Origin of the sequence: Streptomyces sp. NRRL F-5630, assembly GCF_000719475.1 — a bacterium.
Classification (GTDB): domain Bacteria; phylum Actinomycetota; class Actinomycetes; order Streptomycetales; family Streptomycetaceae; genus Streptomyces.
The window spans coordinates 55,403-74,756 of sequence record NZ_JOGO01000025.1 but is presented as its reverse complement, the minus strand read 5'-3'; the positions used below and the strand labels follow the sequence as shown (position 1 = coordinate 74,756).

The 19,354-nt window shown below is 73.9% G+C and carries 18 protein-coding genes; 5 read left to right on the top strand and 13 right to left on the bottom strand.

Annotation, left to right across the window (positions count from 1 at the left end):
* Positions 1–188 precede the first annotated feature (188 nt).
* Positions 189–887, top strand: a complete 699-nt coding sequence (locus IF99_RS0114590; protein ID WP_030996897.1) for an HAD family hydrolase — start codon at positions 189–191, stop codon at positions 885–887.
* A 109-nt stretch (positions 888–996) separates the two neighbouring features.
* Here the strand turns inward: IF99_RS0114590 and dhaL are convergent, their stop codons facing one another.
* Both dhaL and IF99_RS0114580 read right to left on the bottom strand, forming a co-directional pair.
* Positions 997–1,617, bottom strand: coding sequence for a dihydroxyacetone kinase subunit DhaL (gene dhaL, locus IF99_RS0114585; protein WP_051703502.1), 621 nt, complete (start codon positions 1,615–1,617; stop codon positions 997–999).
* A gap of 100 nt (positions 1,618–1,717) precedes the next feature.
* On the bottom strand, positions 1,718–2,716 hold the full coding sequence (locus tag IF99_RS0114580; protein WP_030996895.1) for a dihydroxyacetone kinase subunit DhaK: 999 nt from the start codon (positions 2,714–2,716) through the stop codon (positions 1,718–1,720).
* A 465-nt stretch (positions 2,717–3,181) separates the two neighbouring features.
* Between IF99_RS0114580 and IF99_RS0114575 the strand changes: the two genes are divergently transcribed.
* The 3 genes from IF99_RS0114575 (at position 3,182) to IF99_RS0114565 (ending at position 6,925) form a co-directional block, all read left to right on the top strand.
* A complete protein-coding gene (locus IF99_RS0114575; protein ID WP_030996894.1) occupies positions 3,182–5,272 on the top strand; it encodes a glycosyltransferase in 2,091 nt (696 codons plus the stop codon).
* A gap of 342 nt (positions 5,273–5,614) precedes the next feature.
* On the top strand, positions 5,615–6,310 hold the full coding sequence (locus tag IF99_RS0114570; RefSeq protein ID WP_030996893.1) for a DUF4389 domain-containing protein: 696 nt from the start codon (positions 5,615–5,617) through the stop codon (positions 6,308–6,310).
* A 66-nt stretch (positions 6,311–6,376) separates the two neighbouring features.
* Complete coding sequence (locus tag IF99_RS0114565; protein ID WP_078655094.1) at positions 6,377–6,925, top strand: ATP-binding protein; 549 nt, start codon at positions 6,377–6,379, stop codon at positions 6,923–6,925.
* 130 nt (positions 6,926–7,055) lie between these two features.
* On the opposite strand, the gene argF is transcribed toward IF99_RS0114565, so the two are convergent.
* The 10 genes from argF to IF99_RS0114515 all read right to left on the bottom strand — a co-directional run bounded on the left by argF (position 7,056) and on the right by IF99_RS0114515 (position 16,443).
* Positions 7,056–8,102, bottom strand: a complete 1,047-nt coding sequence (gene argF / locus IF99_RS0114560) for an ornithine carbamoyltransferase (protein WP_030996891.1) — start codon at positions 8,100–8,102, stop codon at positions 7,056–7,058.
* Between the two features lie 127 nt (positions 8,103–8,229).
* A complete protein-coding gene (locus IF99_RS0114555) occupies positions 8,230–9,462 on the bottom strand; it encodes an arginine deiminase (RefSeq protein ID WP_030996890.1) in 1,233 nt (410 codons plus the stop codon).
* Positions 9,463–9,762: 300 nt separating this feature from the next.
* Complete coding sequence (locus IF99_RS0114550; RefSeq protein ID WP_030996889.1) at positions 9,763–10,683, bottom strand: LLM class F420-dependent oxidoreductase; 921 nt, start codon at positions 10,681–10,683, stop codon at positions 9,763–9,765.
* 272 nt (positions 10,684–10,955) lie between these two features.
* Entirely contained in the window at positions 10,956–11,564 is a 609-nt protein-coding gene (locus IF99_RS0114545; protein ID WP_234340701.1) for a hypothetical protein, read from the bottom strand.
* Positions 11,565–12,006: 442 nt separating this feature from the next.
* Positions 12,007–12,396 carry a hypothetical protein gene (locus IF99_RS0114540; RefSeq protein WP_030996887.1) on the bottom strand — a complete coding sequence of 130 codons (390 nt, stop codon included), beginning with the start codon at positions 12,394–12,396 and terminating at the stop codon, positions 12,007–12,009.
* A 382-nt stretch (positions 12,397–12,778) separates the two neighbouring features.
* Positions 12,779–13,285, bottom strand: coding sequence for a DinB family protein (locus tag IF99_RS0114535; protein ID WP_030996886.1), 507 nt, complete (start codon positions 13,283–13,285; stop codon positions 12,779–12,781).
* Positions 13,269–13,766, bottom strand: a complete 498-nt coding sequence (locus IF99_RS0114530; RefSeq protein WP_234340700.1) for a DUF6099 family protein — start codon at positions 13,764–13,766, stop codon at positions 13,269–13,271. The genes IF99_RS0114535 and IF99_RS0114530 overlap by 17 nt, the downstream gene beginning before the upstream one ends.
* Before the next feature lie 148 nt (positions 13,767–13,914).
* Complete coding sequence (locus IF99_RS0114525; protein WP_234340699.1) at positions 13,915–14,286, bottom strand: nucleotide pyrophosphohydrolase; 372 nt, start codon at positions 14,284–14,286, stop codon at positions 13,915–13,917.
* Entirely contained in the window at positions 14,283–15,590 is a 1,308-nt protein-coding gene (locus IF99_RS0114520) for a hypothetical protein (RefSeq protein WP_037826931.1), read from the bottom strand. The genes IF99_RS0114525 and IF99_RS0114520 overlap by 4 nt, the downstream gene beginning before the upstream one ends.
* A gap of 457 nt (positions 15,591–16,047) precedes the next feature.
* Positions 16,048–16,443 carry a cell division protein SepF gene (locus tag IF99_RS0114515; protein ID WP_007820996.1) on the bottom strand — a complete coding sequence of 132 codons (396 nt, stop codon included), beginning with the start codon at positions 16,441–16,443 and terminating at the stop codon, positions 16,048–16,050.
* Between the two features lie 523 nt (positions 16,444–16,966).
* Between IF99_RS0114515 and IF99_RS0114510 the strand changes: the two genes are divergently transcribed.
* Positions 16,967–17,851 carry a SigB/SigF/SigG family RNA polymerase sigma factor gene (locus IF99_RS0114510; protein ID WP_037826929.1) on the top strand — a complete coding sequence of 295 codons (885 nt, stop codon included), beginning with the start codon at positions 16,967–16,969 and terminating at the stop codon, positions 17,849–17,851.
* Positions 17,852–18,157: 306 nt separating this feature from the next.
* On the opposite strand, the gene IF99_RS0114505 is transcribed toward IF99_RS0114510, so the two are convergent.
* Positions 18,158–19,162: a glycoside hydrolase family 64 protein gene (locus IF99_RS0114505; RefSeq protein WP_030996881.1), complete on the bottom strand. Its 1,005-nt coding sequence runs from the start codon at positions 19,160–19,162 to the stop codon at positions 18,158–18,160.
* Between the last annotated feature and the right edge of the window lie 192 nt (positions 19,163–19,354).

The window sequence follows — 19,354 nt, the reverse complement described above, 5'->3', positions numbered from 1 at the left end:
GCCCTCACCGGCACCGGTCCCCGGTGTCCGGCCACGCGCCTTCCCCGTCATCACCGCCTGACTCATCCGCACCCGCGCCTCGCGAGCGCCGTGCGGCTCCCTTGGCTCCCGTGCACCCTTTTCGTCCCGCTTTCTCCCCGTTCGCGCGACACCGTCGCGCACCGTCCCCTCTCAGAAAGCGCAGCGCCATGAACGACTTCACGCACCCCCTGCTCTCCTGGACCCCCGAGGCCGCCGTACTCGACTGCGACGGCACCCTCGTCGACTCCGAGCGGCACTGGCACGAGGCCAGGGTCGCCACACTCGCCACACTCGGCCTGCGGCCGTCCCCCGGCTTCGCCGCGCGCGCCCTCGGCCTCCACTACGCCGACTGCGGGCGGCTCATGGCCGAGGAGGCCGGAAAGCCCGAGCTGGCCGAGGAACTGACGGCTGAACTCCTGCGCCGCTTCACCGCGCTCGCCGCCGCCGACCCCGTCCTCATGCCGGGCGCGGGCGCCTTCGTGCGCGCGCTCGCCGAGCGGCTGCCGCTCGCGGTGGCGAGCAACTGCCCCCGGGAGGTCGTCGAGACCTCGCTCGGACGGGCCGGGCTGCTCGGCCACTTCCGGCACGTCGTGGTGCCGGACGCGGAGGTACGGGCGAAACCGGAGCCGGACGTGTACCGCAAAGGCGCGGAACTCCTCGGCGTCGAGCCCGACCGCGCCCTCGCCGTCGAGGACACGCTCACGGGCGTGGCGGCGGCGCGGGCCGCCGGGTTGCGGGTGCTCGGAGTGGGGCCGCGACCGGCGGAGGCGGAACGGGCGCACCTGTGGGTACCGGCGCTGGACGCACCGGTGCTGATGGCGTGGGTGCGGGCGCATGTGACGGAGGGCCAGGAGACGCGGCCCTGAGCCCGGCGCGGCTCCGCCCCGCACCCCGGCCCGGGGGCCCCGCCCCGCACCCCGGCCCGGGGGCCCCGCCCCGCACCCCGGCCCGGGGGCCCGCCCCGGATCCCGCTTCTCAGCCCCCGGAGGAGTCGAGGTGGGGAGCGAGCTCCCGTACCTCGCCCCCCGCCGAGGCGAAGAAGAGCGCCACGCCCACCGCTCCCGGGTCCGGCACGCCTGTCGCCCTGTCGCCGAGGTAGCTGGAGCGGCCCATGCGGGCGCGGAGCCCCGCCGTGCGGTGGACTCCGGCCCAGGCGGCCTCGGCGGCGGCGGCCAGGGCCTCGCCCGGCGTCCGGCCGGGGTCGGCGGCGCTCTCCTTCAGGGACTCGGCCGCCGGGTGGAGGGCGTCGACCAGGGTTTTGTCGCCCGGGGCCGCACCCCCCACGCGGCGTATCGCCGCCAGGCCTTCGCCCACACCCTCGCAGAGCGCGACGACCGTCCAGCCCCCGTCGCCCACCGCCTCCGCCATCTCCTGGAGCAGCAGCCCGAAGAGGGGGCCGCTCGTCCCGCCGACCTCGTCGAGGAACGCCTCGGCGAAGTGCTCCAGCGTGTCCGTGGCGGGGGCGGCGTCGGCGCGGCGCAGCGCGGCAGCGACGCCCGCGCTCAGGTTCGTGCCGAAGTCGCCGTCCCCCACCCGCTGGTCGAGCGCGGTCAGTTCGGCCTCCGTGGCCCGCGCGGAAGCGGCGAAGCGGCGCATCCAGCCGTCCGCGTCCGGTTCGGGGCCCGTCCCTGCGATGGCTCGCTCCGTCACGACACCACTCCCTCTCCTCGTGACCGCACCACACCCGCGGCCCGTGTCACCACCGCAGTGCGGCCGTCCGCACCGGGGCGTCCCAGCGGCGCAGGGTCTCCTCGTCGGCGAGCAGGAAGCTCACCGAGAAGCCGCGCATGTCGAGGGCCGTCACGTAGTTTCCGACGAGGCTGCGCGCAGGGCGCACGCCTTGCGCGTCCAGGTGGCGCGCGACCTCGCCGTAGACCCCGTACAGCTCCAGGGGTGTCACCGAGCCGAGCCCGTTGACGAGGACGATCGCCTCGCTGCCGGCGCCCGGGTCGAGCGCCGCGAGCAGTTCGCCCGTCATCCGCTCGATGAGCGGCGTCAGCTCGCCGCGCGGCACCGTGCGGCCCGCGCGCTCTCCGTGGATGCCGACGCCGTACTCCAGTTCGCCGTCCCCGAGTTCGAAGGCCCGCTCGCCCGTCGTCGGCGCGGTGTGCGAGGCCGAGGCGACGGCGAGGGAGCGGCAGCGGGCCGCGAGGCCGGCGCCGAGGGCCGCGAGGTCGTCGAGACCGAGACCCTCGTCGGCCGCCGCGCCGAGCACTTTCTCCAGGAGCACCGTGCCGCCGGTACCGCGCCGTCCCGCCGCGATCTCCTCGGCGTCCGAGGCGAGGTCGTCGTCGATCAGGACCCGCGCGCAGGCGATGCCGTCGTGGGCGAGGCGTTCGGCGGCGATGCCGAAGTTGATGCGGTCGCCGGTGTAGTTCTTCACGAGGTGCAGGACCCCGTCCGCGCGCGCTCCGGCGCGCGAGGCGGCGTACACCTGGCGGTTGTGCGGCGAGGCGAAGACCCGTCCCGGCACGGCCACGTCGAGCATCCCCGGGCCCACGAACCCCGCGTGCAGCGGCTCGTGCCCCGCGCCCCCGCCGGAGACCAGGCCGACCCTGCGTCCCGGCGCCGTGTCACGCGCGAGCAGGAAGCCGTGCTCGGCGTCGAGCGAGAGCAGGTCCGCGTGGGCGCGCGCGAAGCCCTGGAGCGCGTCCGGTACGAGGCGGTCGCCGTTGTTCTCGAAGTAGGGGGCCATCGGGTCCTCCAGTGTCGAAAGCCGGCGTACCGGGTGCTGCCCACCCGTTCGCCTCGCGCCAGGGTTTCCATGCTGCGGCGGGAGGTGAAGATCGGCAACCGGCGCACCACTCGCACGGACCGGCGCACGCGACCCACGCACCGCGCATTCCCGTCCGCACAAGCCCTCGCACGCACCGCGTGTCCCGCACCCCGCGCGCCCCCAGCGGCCCGCGAACCCCCTGCGTCCCTCGCGCGAGGAAAACATTCGAACGCTCGTTCCGTTCAGCGAACGAATCCGGTCCTTGCCGAACCTTTCGCGTCACCCTGCCGCTCACCCACCGAAGCCGCTTGACTGCCTTCCGGTGAACTCCGCATATGGACATAGCCCGCGCACAGGGTCATCACCTGGCACCTCAGGGCAATGCACCGCCTTCCCGGCGTCGCCCCCAGGCCCCCGAGGCCCCAGGCCCAAGGACCCTCCGCCATGAAAATCGCCCTGCTGATCCACAACGCCTACGGCATCGGCGGCACCGTCCGCGCCGTCGCGAACCTCTCCGCCGCGCTCGCCGGGCGCGGGCACGCCGTCGAGGTCATGAGCGTGCACCGCCCCTCGGACCGCCCCGATCTCGCCTTCGACCCGCGCGTACGCCTGCACGCCCTGCTCGACATGCGCGAGGACGCCGAGGGCTACGCGGGTGAGGACCCGCTCGCCCAGCGCCCGAACACCGTCTTCCCCGACGCGGGGGTGGACTTCGGCAGGCTGTGCTACACCGCGCTGCACGACGCGCGCGTCGCCGCCTGGCTCGACGGCACCGACGCCGACGCGGTCATCGCCACGCGCCCCATCCTCAACGGCTACCTCGCCCGCCACGGCCGCCCCGGGCTCGTCCGCGTCGGCCAGGAGCACTTGTCGATGGACGCGCACAGCGAGCAGCTGCGCACCGACCAGAACGCGGCCCTCGCCTCTCTCGACGCCTTCGTCACCGTCTCCGAGGCCGACGCCGCCCAGTACCGGGCCGCGCTCCCCGGTGCCCGCGCCGAGATCCTGTGCGTCCCGAACGCCGTCCCCGCCCCGGCCGTCGGGCCCGCCGCGCTCACGTCGCCCGTGATCATCGCGGCGGGGCGGCTCGTCGCCGTCAAGCGCTACGACCGCCTCCTGCGCGCCTTCGCCGCCGCCGCGCCCTCCTTCCCCGAGTGGAGCCTGCGGCTGTACGGGCGCGGCCCCGACAAGGCGCGGCTGCGCGCCCTCGTCGACGAACTGGGCATCTACGAGCGGGCCCGCCTCATGGGCCCGGCCTCGCCCCTGGAGACCGAATGGGTCAAGGGCTCGATCGCCTCCGTCTCCTCGGACCGCGAGTCCTTCGGGCTCACCCTCGTCGAGGCGATGCACTGCGGCGTGCCCGTGCTCGCGACCGACTGCCCCTACGGGCCGGGGGAGATCATCAGCCACCACGACACCGGGGTGCTCGTCCCGCTCGACGGCGACGAGGACGACCGGGTCGCCGCCTACGCCGCCGCGCTGCGCGACCTCATGGGCGACCCGGGGCTGCGCGCCAAGCTCGGCGCGCGCGGCCGCGAGCGCGCCGCCCGCTACGCGCCCGAGCGGATCGCGCGGGAGTACGAGGACCTGCTCACCCGGCTCGGGGCGGGCAGACGCCGCCGCGGCCCGCTCGCCGCCCTCCGCGCGCTCCTGCGTCCCCGTCCCCCGGCCGCGCCCGCCGAGCCCGCGCCCGCCCGGCCGCCGCACGCGGTGGCCCGCGCGCTGCCCGGCGGCGCGCTCTCCTTCGCCGTGGAGCCCGACGGGCTGCCCGAGGGCCCGCTCGACCTGCTCGTACGCCTGCGCAAAGACCCGGAACGACGTTCCGTACGGGTGCCGCTCGACGGAACGGAGGCCGTGCTCCCCGCCGCCGCGCACCCGCTCGCCGAGGGCCGCTGGGACTGCTTCGTGGTGCCGCGCGACGCCGACGAGTCCGCGCGCGTCCGGCTGCGCGCGGTCCGCACCGAGCAGGCCGCGCTGCTCGGTGACCCGCCGCTGGTCGACGCCGAGGGGCTGCGCTCGCGGGTGCCGTACACGACGAACGACGGCTTCCTCGCGGTGCGGGCCTGGGCGCGGCCCCGGCACGCGGAGGTCACCGAGGTGCGGCTCGACGCGGAGCACGTCGAGGTCGAGGCGCGGTTCCTGGCTCCCGCCGGCGCCGATGCCGAGGGCGCGGTGGTCAGGGCGCTGGCGCGCGGGTGCGGCCGGTCCTTCGAGGTCCCGGTGACCGGCGAGGGCGTGCGGGACGGCGCCTTCCGCTTCGCCCTCCCGCTCCCCCGCGCGGGAGACGTGCCGCTGGAGGGCGAGGAGGACCCGAAGGAGGTGTGGGACCTGGAGCTCCACCCCCCGGGGCGCGGAGAGGCACCGGTCCCGCTCGGCCGCGTCACGGGCGACGGCACCGACCGCAAGCACACCGACCGCTATCCCGGCGTCGCGGTCCCGCACCCCGCGCACGGCACCGCGACGGTCCGCCCCTTCTTCACCGCCGCGCACGGCCTCGCGCTGATCGTGCGGCCCCCGGCCCCTCCTGCGGGCTGAGCCGGACGGGTCACCCGGATTGCGGGGCCCGCGCGGGCCGCCAAGCGTGGAGGCAACGCGCCGCCGGGGCGGTGGCGCGGCTTCGCGCGAGAGGAGCCCGCGATGGCGCAGGGCGAGGGCGGTCCGTACGGGGACGGCCCGGGGGGCCCGGGCGGCGGGCCCGGCGGTTCCTCCGGGGGCCCGGGCGGGCAGGGCGGTTCCTCCGCTGGTCCGGGCGGGCCCGGCGGCGCCTCGGGGCAGGGCGGCTGGGGAGAGGGGACGGATCCGTACCCGCCCGAGAGCGCCTTCGAGTGGCTGCCCGCGCTCGATCTGCCCGGCCCGGGGCGGCAACGGCGGTGGACGGTGCTGCTGCGGCTGCTGCTCCTCGTGCCGCACGCCGTCGTGCTGTTCGTCCTCTCCCTCGCCGCCTTCTTCACGGCGATCGCCGGGTGGTTCGCCGCGCTCGTGCTGGGGCGGCTGCCGGACCCGGTCTTCCGCTTCCTCGCGGCGTACCTCGCGTACGAGGCCCGCGTGGGCGCGTCCGCGATGCTGCTCGTGGACCGCTACCCGCCCTTCGCGCTCTTCCACGCCACCGGATACCCGGTGCGCTTCGAGAACCGGCCCACGCACTTGAACCGGCTCGCGGTCCTCTTCCGGATCATCCTGATCATCCCGGCGTGGATCATCGCCTCGCTCGTGACGAGCGGCTGGTGGACGCTGGGGCTGATCTGGTGGCTGATCACGCTCGTGCTCGGCCGGATGCCGCTCGCGCTGCACGGGGCGAGCGTCGCGGCCCTGCGCTACCACCTGCGCACCGTCGCGTACTGGCTGCTGCTCACCCCCGCCTACCCGAAGCGGTTCTTCGGCGACGAGCCCGGCGTGACCGACCCGCTGGAGCGCCACTCGCCGACGCGCCCGCTGCTTCTCCCCACGGCCGGGAAGTGGCTGCTCGTGCTCTTCCTGGTGGCGGGGATCGTCGGCGGCGGCCGGGGCAGTACGTACACCTCGCCGCACGAGGAGACGGACACGGCGCGGACGGGGAGCGGCGCGCAACGCTGAGGGGCTGCGGGGCGGGGCGTCGAGCGGTCCGGGGACCGGGCGACACGGTTTCGCGCGCGGCTTCGTATGGTGGAGAGAGACGTCCCCCCGGGCACCTCCCCGCGCCCGCGTCCCCCGCACCACCCGAAACGGAACCTCGTCGTGCCGGATACCGCCGCCATACGCTCATGGCACCGCACGCTGCCGCACAGCCCGCAGGCCGTCCCGCTCGCCCGCGCGCTCGTCCGCGAGGCGCTGGCCGGGCCCGACCAGGACACGGCCGAACTGCTCACCGCCGAGCTGGTCGCCAACGCCGTCGAGCACACCGAGGGCTGCGGGCCGATCGAGCTGTACGTGGAGCTGCTCGCGAGCCACTGCCAGGTCGAGGTCCTGGACGGCGACCCGGCCCCTCCGGGCGACCTCAGCTCCCCCGTACCGCTGGAAGCGCCCGACCCGCTCGCCGAGGGCGGTCGCGGCCTGCTCCTCATCCGCGCCCTGGCCGCCGCCTGCGGCCACCGCCCCACGGACTGGGGCAAAGCGGTCTGGTTCCGCCTGGCGGCCCCGGCCGCACCCGCGGTCCCGCTCCCCCGCCACCCGGAAACCACACCCCCGCGCACCACCCCGGCCGGAGCCTGAGCACCCGGGAGGCCGCAGCGGGCACCGGCCCGCATGAATCAGCCCCTCCGGCGTCTGATGAGCGGGGCCCCGAGACACCGCCCCGGCAGTGGGCGAGGCCGCGCACCGGCCCCGGGCCACCGCCCCCGCCTCAGCCTTCGTGCGGTTCGTCCGCCGCCACCCGCCCCGGCCCCGCCAGCGTCGCGACCAGCACCGCCTTGATGGTGTGGAGCCGGTTCTCGGCCTCGTCGAAGACGACCGAGTGCGCGGACTCGAACACCTCGTCGGTGACTTCGAGCGAGTCCAGCCCGAACTCGTCGTGGATACGCCGCCCCACCCCCGTGCCGAGGTCGTGGAAGGCGGGAAGGCAGTGCAGGAACTTGACGTCCGGGTTCCCCGTCGCGCGCAGGACGTCCATCGTCACCGCGTACGGCCGCAGCGCCGCGATCCGCTCGCCCCAGACCTCCGCCGGCTCGCCCATCGAGACCCACACGTCGGTCACGACGAAGTCCGCGCCCCCCACGCCCTCCGCGACGTCCTCGGTGAGCGTGACGCGCGCGCCGCTCTCCTTCGCCAGCTCCCGCGCCTTCGCGACGATCCCGGCGGCCGGCCAGTACGCCTCGGGGGCGACGATACGGACGTCCATGCCGAGCAGGGCGCCGGTGATCAGGTAGGAGTTGCCCATGTTGAAGCGGGCGTCGCCGAGGTAGGCGAAGGAGAGCTCGTGGAGCGGCCGGGCGCTGTGCTCGGTCATCGTGAGCACGTCGGCGAGCATCTGGGTGGGGTGCCACGCGTCGGTGAGCCCGTTGTAGACCGGTACCCCGGCGTGCGCCGCTATCGACTCGACGACGTCCTGCGCGTCGCCCCGGTACTCGATCGCGTCGTACATCCGCCCGAGCACCCGCGCCGTGTCCTTCGCCGACTCCTTGTGCCCGATCTGCGAGCCCGCCGGGTCGAGGTACGTCGTATGGGCGCCCTGGTCGGCCGCGGCGACCTCGAAGGCGGCGCGCGTGCGGGTCGAGGTCTTCTCGAAGATCAGGGCGATGTTCCTGCCGCGCAGGCGCGGCACCTCCGTACCGGCCCGCTTGGCGGCCTTGAGGCGCGCGGCGAGATCGATCAGCGAACGGAACTCGGCCGCGCCGAAGTCCAGTTCCTTGAGGAAGTGACGGCCGCTGAGGTCGATCGCGTCGTGGGCCATGAGGAGCGCTCCCGGGGTGCCGCGTACGGGGAGGTACGGAGGCGACGAGGACGGAATGGAAGTGTATACGCTATCAGGAATTTCTATACGCCCGGAAGGGCGGGGAGCCGGTCGTCCATGACGCCGCTCACACCGCGTCCCGCTCCAGCGGGCAGCTCATGCACCGCGGCCCGCCCCTCCCCCGCCCCAGCTCGCTGCCCGGGATCTCCACGACCTCGATCCCCTGCTTGCGCAGGTACGTGTTGGTCGTCGCGTTGCGCTCGTAGGCGAGCACGACGCCCGGTTCCACGGCGAGCACGTTGCAGCCGTCGTCCCACTGCTCCCGCTCGGCGGCGTGCACGTCCTGCGTCGCCGTGAGCACCCGTACGGAGTCCAGGCCGAGCGCGGCGGCGAGCGCGCGGTGCATGTGCTCGGGCGAGTGGTCGCTGACCTTCAGGTCGCGCGGGCCCGCGCCCTGCTCGATGGTGTACGAGCGGAGGTCGCCGAGGCCCGCGTACTGCGTGAAGGTGTCGCCGTCGACCATCGTCATGACGGTGTCGAGGTGCATGAAGGCGCGCCGCTTGGGCAGGTCGAGCGCGACGATGGTGCGCGCGGACCCGGCGGCGAAGAGTTTCGTGGCGAGCATCTCGACGGCTTGCGGCGTCGTGCGCTCGCTCATGCCGATGAGGACCGCCCCGTTGCCGAGGACGAGGACGTCGCCGCCCTCGATCGTGGACGGGTAGTCGGGCTGCCCCTCGGACCACATGCGGAAGTCCCCGGCCTCGGGCCCGGTGAAGAGCGGGTGGTGCCGGTAGATCGCCTCGACGTGGACGGTCTCGCGCTGCCGGGCGGGCCAGCGCATGGCGTTGATGGAGACACCGTCGTAGATCCACGCGGAGGAGTCGCGCGTGAAGAGGTGGTTGGGCAGCGGGCCGAGGAGGAAGTCGTCGGGCTCCATGACGTGGAAACCCACCGAGACGGGCTCGGGCCAGCGCTCCAGGTACTCGCGCTTGGTCATGCCGCCGATGAGCGCCTCGGTCAGCTCGTCCTCGCCGAGCGCGTCGAAGGAGGCGCGCAGCCGGTCGGTGGCGAGCGGGCCGTACTCCTTGTCGTCGAAGACGCGGTCGAGGACGAGCCGCCGCGCGGCGGGGAGCGCCAGCGTCTCGCGCAGCAGGTCGGCGAAGAGGTGCACCACGACACCGCGTTCGCGCAACACGGCGGCGAAGGCGTCGTGCTCCTCCTTCGCGCGGCGCACCCACAGCACGTCGTCGAAGAGGAGCGCGTCCTTGTTGCTGGGGGTCAGTCGTTTGAGTTCGAGGCCGGGGCGGTGCAGGACGACGCGCCGCAGCCGGCCGGTCTCGGAATCGACGTGGAAGGCCATGCCTGTCATCTTGTCCGCCCGGCGCCCCCCGCACCCGTCACGCCACGAGGTGGACGGCAGGGGTGGGGGCGGGGGCGGTGCCGGGTCCGAGCGGGCTTGGCCGGGGCGGGCGGGCTGAACGGGCCGGAGCGGCGCGGCGGGGGCCGGGACCGGGCGGGCGGCGCCGGCCGGGGGCGCACCACCGCACCGCCCGCCGGGCCCTCTGTTCGGGCAGGGCCCACCCGCTCGGACCCGTGCCCGCTCAGGCCCGCCCCCGGCCCGCTCAGTCCGTGCCCGCCCCGCTCAGGTCCGCGCTCGGGCTCAGCTCAGCTGGCTCTGCACCTGCGAGGAGATGAGTTCCAGGTGGTCGAGGTCGTCCAGGTCCAGGATCTGGAAGTAGATCCGCTGGGAGCCGGCCGCGGCGTACTGGCCGATGCGGTCCACCACTTCGGCGGGGGTGCCGGCGAGCCCGTTCTGCTTCAGCTCGTCGACCTCGCGGCCGATCGCCGCCGCGCGACGCGCCACCTCGGCGTCGTTCGCGCCGACGCAGGCGACGAGCGCGTTCGAGTAGACCAGCTCCTCGGGGCTGCGGCCCGCCTCGCTCGCCGCCGCCCGCACCCGGCCGAACTGCCGCTCGGTGTCCTCGATCGAGCCGAACGGCACGTTGAACTCGTCCGCGTACCGCGCCGCGAGCTTCGGCGTACGGCTCGCGCCGAACCCGCCGATGAGCACCGGCACCCGCGACTGCGCGGGCTTCGGGCGGGCCGGGGAGTTCTCCAGCTGGTAGTGGCGGCCCTCGTAGCTGAACGTGTCGCCCGGCTTGGTCTCCCACAGCCCCGTGACGATGGCGAGCTGCTCCTCCAGGCGCGAGAACTTGTCCTTCGGGAACGGAATGCCGTACGCCTTGTGCTCCTCCTCGAACCAGCCCGCGCCGATGCCGAGTTCGACGCGCCCGCCGGACATCTGGTCCACCTGCGCGACCTCGATCGCGAGGACGCCGGGGAGCCGGAAGGTCGCGGCGGTCATGAGCGTCCCGAGACGGATCCGCTTCGTCTCGCGGGCGAGTCCCGCGAGGGTGATCCAGGCGTCGGTGGGACCGGGGAGGCCGTCGCCGCCCATGTGGAGATAGTGGTCGCTGCGGAAGAACGCGTCGAAGCCGAGGTCCTCGGTCGCCTTCGCGACGGTGAGGAGTGTGTCGTACGTGGCGCCCTGCTGGGGCTCGGTGAAAATTCGCAGATCCATGCCTCCCATCCTGCCTCCTCGCTCCCGCGCCGGCCGCCCCGCACCCCACCCGGCCCTCTTCCCCGGTCGGGTGAAAATCCCCGCGCGCCGAAGGGAGGTGCCCGGGGCACCCGGCCGTCCTTCTCCGGGGCGGGGCCGGGGAATCACCGACTCGCGACCGTGATCACCGACTCACGACCGCGGTGTCCGTAAACCGCTGACGTCCGTGTACGACCGGATCGGCCTCGGCCTCACGCGACGGTCCGGCTCCGGGGGCGCCCCCCGATAGGGGCTCAGCCCGCAGCAGTCTCCTTGTACGGGACCGGCGCGCCGGTGAGCGCGTCGAGCACGACCCGGCCGTCCAGGGGCCGCTTGAGCCGTACGCGGACCGGGGTGAGCTTCGACTGCTTCGTGCACAGGCCGGTGTGCCGCGCCTTCGCCACGGAGCCGGACAGCACGACGCCGTCCCGCGTCTCCAGGACCGCCACGCGCGGGCCGTCGTCGCAGGCCCCGTGTGAGGCGAGCACGGTGACCGCCCGCCCGTCCGCGCCGACCCCGGTGAGCCGGTCCACCCGCTGGCCGGGTACGGAGCGGGTGGGGGCGATCGGGGAACGGGGAGCGGGCGAGGGGGTCGCGGCGGCCCGCCGGAGCGGGGTGTCGTAGCCGTCCAGGGCGAAGAGCCAGGCCGGGACCGCGGCCGGGCCGCGCGGGGTCGCGACCGTCATCGTGCCCAGCCGCGCCCCCGTCACGGTGAGGTGCGGCCTCCCGCCGCCGTGAGGACCGAAGGCCATCGCCGCGTACGCGTCCCGGGCCGCCACGAGCGGCCGGACGACCGGCGCCTGCCCCGCCCACGCGACCCGGGCCTTCTTCGCGCCGGTACGGGGCAGCTTCCCCCGCACCACGAACGCTCCCTTCTCATAGGCACGTTGGTCGTCCCCGCCGTGCCATCCCCCGCGCGGCGGGCGCACCGCACCGCTGACCGGGTGGTAGCCCGCACGCCAAGAGGCCGCCGCCTCGGAACCTTCCCAGGCCGCCCCGACCCGCCGTGCCCGCTCCCGCAGAGCCTCCGCGTCCCCAGCGTCCCCCTCCGGACTCCCGCAGGCAGCACCGACCACGAGCACACCGACCACAAGAGCCACCCGCGACCCCCTCCACCGCAACGCGACCACCCCCGGACTCCGAGAACCGACGACATGCCCTGCCCTTCCCCACACTCCGAAGCGTTCACCCCTCGGCGGGCGGGCAACGTGACTCCCCGGACCGAGGGCCCGCACACCGGCACGGCCCGGAGCGAGGCCGCCCGGCATGGCGCGACGGCGGCTCCCCCTCGGAGGATGCGAGCGATCAGGCGTCAGGGTCCACTTGGGGGTGCGTGAACCGCACGGGCTTGCCCAGCGACCGCGCGTAGGCGATCTCGGCCCGGGTGCTGTCCCCGATGTAGTCGCCGACCACGAGTACCTCGTCGGCGAGGCGGATCTTCGCCCGGTGCAGGGCGTCGAGTCGGGCCTTCAGCGCCTCGGCCTCGACGGGATCGGACCAGAGTGCGTGCGGCGACTTCATGTCGCAGCCCGGTTTGACGACGATCCTTCCGGCCGCGGTCTCCCGCAGGTCGGCCTCGTTCATCTCGGTCATGAAGCGGGTGGAGCCGCAGATCGCGACAATCCGCGGGAGGCCCAGCAACTCCTTCGCGTTGGAGAGCCGCTGCTCAGGGGTGAGCGGCCGCGGGTACGACACCGGTTCCTCCTGGTGGTGCGGCGTGCGGAGACGAGACCGGGGGTGCCCGAGACCTTTCGGCGCGAAGCACGGGCACGCCCGCGCGACAGCACCCTATGCGGCGACCGACGACAGCCCGAAGAGCAGCCGGCCTGGCGCCAAGATGGCCCCGGCCGGAATGCTGCCCTGCGTGCGGACCGGACCTCTCCCCCATCGGAGGACCGCCCCCTCACCCCCCACCACAGACGTTGCCACGCCGCCGCCCCCGCAGCCGGACCGGGCGGCCGAGGGTCGGCCGCGAGGTCGTGCGCCCGGCGCCCCGTCCCACCTGCCGCCTCGCCCGGCCCCCCTCTCCGAGGACGCGCCCCGCACGCCGCAGTGCCGTGTGCAGGGCCGCCCGCCCTTACGCCCCCTTCGTCCCGTCCAGCAGTTCGCGCAGGATGTCCAAGTGGCCGTTATGGCGGGCCGTCTCCTCGGTGAGGTGCAGGAGGATCCAACGCAGGTCCACATGGAGGCCGTCGCGCACGGGGCGCTGGGCGCGCTTGTCCAGTGGGCTGCCCGCGACCAGTTCGCGGTAGCGGGCGCTCTGGTCCGCGTACGCGCCGAGCAGTCGCGGGAGCGGGAAGTCGACGGCTGTGCGCATTTCGCGGTCGGGGTCCTCGTCGGTCCAGGGCCCCTCGTCCTCCTCGCCGAGGAAGACCACCTGGAACCAGTAGTACTCGACCCACCGCAGGTGGTTGATCAGCCCGCTCATCGTCATCAGCGGCGAGCCTGGCAGGAGTGCCGTGCGGGCGTGCTCCGGGGAGACGCCCTCGCACTTTGCGCGGGCGGTGTCGCGCGCGTAGTCGAGGAAAGTGGTGAGCTGGGTGCGGTCGTCCCACGCGGGTGGTGTGTCATTGATTCTCGTCATCGCGCGCAGCGTCCCGGATCACCGCTCCCGCTGTCGACCGGTTTTCCCGCGCGGCTTCTTCCGTCGCCTCCGCCCACAGCGCCCGCAGGATGCCCACCGCGTCCCGGCAGTTGCTCAGCGCCTCGATCGTTTCCATGCAGTCCGCGTACGTGCCGCTCTCCGCCGCCGCGGCGGCGAGGGGGATCAGGGCGTGGACCGCCTCCCCGAGGAGCGTGTCCAGGGCGTCGAGCGCACGCGGCGGGTCGGCGACCGAGGTGAGGCGGTCCGCGCGGGGTCGGAGGCAGGGCGGAGCTCCGGTGTCACCGGTCTCCTGGAGCCCGCGGGCCCCGGCGCGCTGGGCCGGCGGGCCCGTCGCCGCGAGGACGCCCCCGACCGCGCGGGCCAGCGCCCCGGCCTGCCATGCCTCCCGTACCACCTCCGTCTCCGTGCGTGCCGCGCCGAGCGCCGCCGCCGTCACCACCACGAGCCGTGTCGCGTCCATCGTTCCGTCCCCCGCCGTCCATCCCTTGCCGGTTCACTACTCAGCGTGCTGGAGGGAGGGAGGCACAGGAAGCCATCACGGCGAATCTGTGGATAACTTGGAGGAAGTCGCACAACGGCTCACTCCGAAGAGTGACGAGATTTTCGTTTCAGCCGCTCTCTCCCACGGGAAACCTCTGCTCGTTCCTGTCGATCTTCGCGTGCAGCGCCCGCACCGGATCGATGCCCAGGACGTCACAGAACTGGAGGAGGTAGGCGAGGACGTCAGCGACTTCGTCGTGGACGCGGAAGCCCGTCGCGGGGTCGTCCAGGACGGCCGCCGACTGCTCGGGGGTCAGCCACTGGAAGATCTCCAGGAGTTCCGAGGTCTCGACGCTGAGCGCCGCCGCGAGGTTCTTCGGGGTGTGGTACTGCTCCCAGTCGCGGGCGGCGGCGAAGGCGCCGAGGCGCTCGCGCAACTCCTGGAGGGCGGTGTCCCAAGCGGCTTCCGGTGCCCCGGGCGGGGGTGTCTGACTCGTCACTGCTCCGGTGTACCACGTCCTGTCCGGCCCACTTCCACGAGCCGCACGCCGGGGAACGCTCCTCGCGGCCCGCCTGGCGAGCCCTCCGCCGGTGCGGGCGGACGGGAGAGCGCGCCGAGGAGGCGGATGTGGCCGCGTGCGGCCATCCGCGCCGCCAGGTCCAGGAGCAGGGCGACCTGGTGTTCGTCGAGGTGGCGGTCGAAGTCGTCCGCGAGGACGGTGAGCGTCTGAAGCGCGCCGGGCACCTCGCTCGCCGGGTCCACGTCGAGCACGCCGGGCCCGGTGAAAAGCACCAAGGCCATGGCCAGGTACCGCAGTTCGCCGTCACCGAGGCGCGACAGCGGGGTGCCGGGGCCCTCGGGACGCAGCAGTCGCGCCGCGACGCCGCCGCCGGGCATCAGCTCGGTCGTGAGGCCCTCGACAGGGCCCGCGCAGCCCTCCCGCACCGCCGCCTCCAGGAGCCCGTACCGCGTACGGCACTCGCGCGCCGCGCGGTGCAGCACCTCTGCGAGGTTGGCGCAGTCGCGGCGCAGCAGGCCGCCACCGCCAAAGGCGGGCGGGCGCATGGCCGTGGGATCGGCGGTGCACGGGAAGAGGCTGCGCAGGGCGAGGACGGTCTGCTCGGCCGCCGCGAGAACGTTTCGTTGCTCCTTCGTACGGCCCGCGACGCGCAGCGGCAGGAGCGTGGTGCCGAGGAGGTCGTCGGGAAGCGGGGCGCGGGTGACGGCGGAGTTGCCCGCCGTGTGCCAGGCGGCCTGCACGGTGCGGCGGGCGGGATCACGCAGGGCGGTTTCGAGGTAGACGACGCCGTCGCCGCTGAGGCGTTCGCCCACGACGCGCAGTTCGGGCTCCGCCTGCACCGCGAGGTCGAGGCGTACGGGTCCGGCGGGGCCGTCGGAGACGCAGCCGATGCGGAAGCCGCGTCGCCGCTGCGGGTCCGGGCGCGCGGTCTCGGGGACAGCGGCGTGCGGTTCGGGGAACGCCTCGGCGAGCGAAGAGCCGTTGCCGAGCGCGGCGAGGGCCGCGCAGGCGGCGAGCGCGGTCGACTTGCCGCCGCCGCTCGGCCCGGTGAGGAGGGTGACGGGGCCGAGGCGCAGGACGGCGGCGCGGTGCCCGGCGTAGGCGGAGAGCCGGAGTTCGGTCAGGTGCGGCCGGGGTGTGGTGTCCGCGCCCCGGTCGGCACGGCCCGCCTGACCGGGCACGCGCGCGGCGGTCGGCGCTTGCGGATCGTGCGTGCCGGGCGGGGCGGCGGGGGATGTCTCGGTGTCCTGCGCGGCGGGACCGGGACCTGAGGTGGGAGGCATGTGCGGAAGATAGGCGGGAGACTCCGCGACGAACCGTTTCGCCCCGGGCGGCTTCCCACCATCGGGGGACGCGCGGAAAAGGCCCCCCACCCCACCGGGCGAAACCCCGGCCGCCACGCGCCCGACGCCCTCGCCCGGCCGAAGGGCACACGAGCCTTTCCCCTCAGCGCATGGCCCCCGTCCCCCGGCGGTACGGGCCCGCTGTGCGGGACACGGACACCCGCGCGCGGCGGTTGCCTTCGTGCTACGTACGGTTGACGAGCGAGGAGCGTTGCTGCATGGGGTTCGCCCGCTCTGTGCTGCGCGCGGTGCGCAAGCTCCGGACGGTGCGCGCCCCGCGTACAGCCGCCGGGCGGGGCGGAACGGCGCGGCTCGTCATCGCGGACGGCGTCCCGTGGAAGAACCGTTTCGCCGGAGGCTTCCCCCTCGTACGCCCCGTCCCTGTCGGACGGCGGCCTCAGCCGATCGTGCCGGTGCCCCGCACGCCCTCCACCAGGCTCTGCACCTCGGTGCCGGGAGGCGCGAGCAGGAAGACGTTGCGGTCGACGCGGTGCATACCGCTGCCCAGGCCGAAGACCACGCCGCTGCTGAAGTCCAGTACGCGCTTAGCGGTCTCGCTCTCGGCGCCGCTGAGGTCGAGCAGGACGGGGATCTGCGCCATCAGCGTCTCCGCGACCTCCCGCGCGTCCGCGAAGACGTTCACGCGCAGGACGACGAAGCGCCGGCGCGAGGCGGCCTCCGCGTCCGGGAGCGCGCTGTGTCCCGGCCAGGACGGCCAGGCGTCGCTGCTGCGCAGCGGTACGACCTGGGCGAGCCCTTCCCACTGCTCATCAGTGACGTCGTGGCTGTTCACTGCCCCACCCCGTCCGGGCTCGTACGATTGTCTGCATTCGTTCATTCTCGCCCGCCTCACTCGTTCGGCGGACCAGCGACACACCCGCCCGCGGCCCCCGGCGTCACGCCTGACGGTACGTCGGCACCCTGGGGGTGCCCGGGGAAACCGTACCCAACAACCAGGGCGGCACGGCGCGGCGGGGCCCGTGGCCGGACTGCTTATACAACTCCTTGTTCCCGAATTCCCGCGCCCGCAACGAATATGCACGGCTTTTTTCGCAACCCCTCGTGTCTTTCCTCATTCCCCGCGAGAAATCGCGAGAGGACTGCCGAGTACGCAGGTCAGCGGCGGGAAACCGATTTCCGAAGAGGATCTTCGGTGCCGACGAGGCCGGTATTCCGGGGCTCCGGGCCCCTCTTCTCCTGACGATTTCGGGCCGTTTCCCGATCGTCGCGTTTCGTCGTGTGTGACCTCGGTGGGCCGGGGCAGGCGGGGCCATGTCGAGGTTCTTCGACCGCAACCGACTGCAAAGGTGCTACTCGTGACGATCTCCACGCACAGCGCGGGCACGTCCGGCCCGGCGGCGGCCGAGGCGGACGCCGCCGGACTGCCCTGGATAGAGGATGCGGGCAAGATCGCCCCGCAGGACGCCCGCGAACTCTCGCGGCTCTTCTTCGACCAGCTCGCCGTCCTCGAAGAGGGGACGCACGCCTACCAGTACGCGCGCAACACGCTCATCGAGATGAACCAGTCCCTCGTGCGCTTCGCCGCGCGCCGCTTCCGCAACCGCGGCAACGGCGACATGGAGGACATCCTCCAGGTCGGCACGATCGGCCTCATCAAGGCCATCGACCGCTTCGACCTGACGCGCGAGGCCGAGTTCACCTCCTTCGCGATCCCGTACATCGTCGGTGAGATCAAGCGGTACTTCCGCGACAGCACTTGGGCGGTGCACGTGCCCCGCCGTCTCCAGGAGCTGCGCGTCGACCTCGCGCGGGCCAAGGAGCGGCTCGCGGTCGAGCTGGACCGCGACCCGGGGGTCAAGGAGCTGGCCGCGGAACTGAAGATCAGCGAGGAGGAGGTCATCGACGGGCTCATCGCGGCGAACGGCTACATGTCCGACTCGCTCGACCTGCCCGCCGACACCACCACGAGCGGCAAGCCCGACCAGAAGACCGCGACGACCTACGCCGACTTCCTGGGCGACTGGGACCCGGCGATGGAGCTGGTGGAGAACTTCACGGCACTGCGCCCGCTCCTCGGCACGCTCGACGATCGCGAGAGGTACCTGCTCGAACTGCGCTTCGGCCAGGAGCTGACCCAGGCGCAGATCGGGGCAGAGCTGGGTGTGTCGCAGATGCACGTCTCACGGCTGCTGAGCCGGACGCTGGGGAAGCTGCGGGACGGGTTGCTGTCGGAGGGCTGAGGCCGGAGCCCGAGGTCCCGGGCCGAGGTCAGGGCACGAGGCCGGTGCGCCGCGCGCGGGGGTCGGGCCCGCGACGTCCGGCCCGGCCACAGGAGACCGCCGCATTGTCCACAGGGCCCGTACGAAGAGGAGATCTTCGTACGGGCCCTGTGGCACGTCTCGCCGTGCGGGGACCCGGCGGCCCGGTGCCCGAAGCGGAATGCCACCACCCCGGACGCCACCGGCGCCGCCTCTCACCCGCACGGGCGGAACGTCACCACCCAGGGGACATTCCGCCCGGGGGGCGTCACCGCCCCGGCCGGGAGGTCACCAGCCCACGGCCACCGCGAGCCACTGCGGGTCCTGGTGCGAGACGAAGGACGACTGGCCCGCGAAGTCGTCGTACGGGAAGCCGTAGGCGAGGTTGTTGATGCCGTGGTCGTGCCAGAACTTGGCGTAGTAGTTCGCCGGGCTGTCCTTGTAGTAGAGGTCCGGCGAGGACCACTGGTCCTCGGGGAGCTGGGCGACGTGGCGGTTGAGCGCCGAGCACTTGCCCGCCTCGTTGGCGAGCACACCGGCGCAGCCGGTGATCTCCGAGGTGGACGCGTTGACGCCCTGCGACTGGGCGTAGGCGGTGAAGTAGTCCGCGTACTTGCCGCCCTCGCGGAAGTCGGGCGAGTTGCCGGGGGCCGGGATGCGGGTGGGGTCGTCGGCGAGACCCTTGAACTCGGCGGGGACCTCGTTCTTGAACTCCTGGAAGGTCTCCTCGCGGGACTGCTGGAAGGTGTCGTAGTCCTCGCCGACCTGGACGTCGTAGCCGTCCGCGGCGTGCAGGCGCATCGCAAGCTTGAGGCCGAAGGCGTCGACGCGGGTCGTGTTGCCGTTGAAGACGTTGTCGCCGACGGTGAACTCGATGAAGTCCTGGTACTTGCTGTCGGGCGAGCCGAGGTAGAAGTACATGCGACCCGCCGAGTTCGCCGGCATGTCGACGTAGGGCTGTTCGGCGATGGAGTGGGTCTCGCCGTTGAAGCTCCAGTAGACCTCGTCGTCGGGGTACTGGCCGTTGGTGCGGTTGAGGACCGCGACCGTGACCACGTTGTTCGGCGCGGGGATGGCGGAGGTGTCGCCCCAGAAGGAGTCGGGCGGGGCCTCGCCCGGCGCGGCGACGGGGGCGGGTGCGGGAGCGGCGCCCGCCTGCGGGGCGGTCGCGAGGCCGCAGAAGGCGGCGGCGAGGAGCGCGGCCCCCGCGGCGAGCGGGCGTCCCGCGCCGCGACGCGGAGCACGGGAGGCCGGCGGAGTGCCGGGGGTACGGGTACGGGCTGCTGCGGGCATGACGGCACCTCCCTGGCGGGTGGGGGACACGACGGGCCGCCCGCCAGGTGCGCGGCCACGCCGCCGGGGGCGTGGGGCCACCCGGACAGGCACGGTCCCGCCGCGCGGCCCGTGGGGGGCCGGTGGGGTGCGAGGGGACCTGCGCTGCCTTCGAGGTTCGGCCGGGCCGCGCGCGATGTCAATGCGAAGGTA

Coding starts and splice junctions, on each gene's coding strand:
- IF99_RS0114590 (WP_030996897.1), top strand. CDS start 189: ATGAACGACTTCACGCACCCCCTGCTCTCCTGGACCCCCGAGGCCGCC.
- dhaL (WP_051703502.1), bottom strand. CDS start 1,617: ATGCGCCGCTTCGCCGCTTCCGCGCGGGCCACGGAGGCCGAACTGACC.
- IF99_RS0114580 (WP_030996895.1), bottom strand. CDS start 2,716: ATGGCCCCCTACTTCGAGAACAACGGCGACCGCCTCGTACCGGACGCG.
- IF99_RS0114575 (WP_030996894.1), top strand. CDS start 3,182: ATGAAAATCGCCCTGCTGATCCACAACGCCTACGGCATCGGCGGCACC.
- IF99_RS0114565 (WP_078655094.1), top strand. CDS start 6,377: ATGGTGGAGAGAGACGTCCCCCCGGGCACCTCCCCGCGCCCGCGTCCC.
- argF (WP_030996891.1), bottom strand. CDS start 8,102: ATGGCCCACGACGCGATCGACCTCAGCGGCCGTCACTTCCTCAAGGAA.
- IF99_RS0114555 (WP_030996890.1), bottom strand. CDS start 9,462: ATGGCCTTCCACGTCGATTCCGAGACCGGCCGGCTGCGGCGCGTCGTC.
- IF99_RS0114550 (WP_030996889.1), bottom strand. CDS start 10,683: ATGGATCTGCGAATTTTCACCGAGCCCCAGCAGGGCGCCACGTACGAC.
- IF99_RS0114535 (WP_030996886.1), bottom strand. CDS start 13,285: ATGACGAGAATCAATGACACACCACCCGCGTGGGACGACCGCACCCAG.
- IF99_RS0114530 (WP_234340700.1), bottom strand. CDS start 13,766: ATGGACGCGACACGGCTCGTGGTGGTGACGGCGGCGGCGCTCGGCGCG.
- IF99_RS0114520 (WP_037826931.1), bottom strand. CDS start 15,590: ATGCCTCCCACCTCAGGTCCCGGTCCCGCCGCGCAGGACACCGAGACA.
- IF99_RS0114505 (WP_030996881.1), bottom strand. CDS start 19,162: ATGCCCGCAGCAGCCCGTACCCGTACCCCCGGCACTCCGCCGGCCTCC.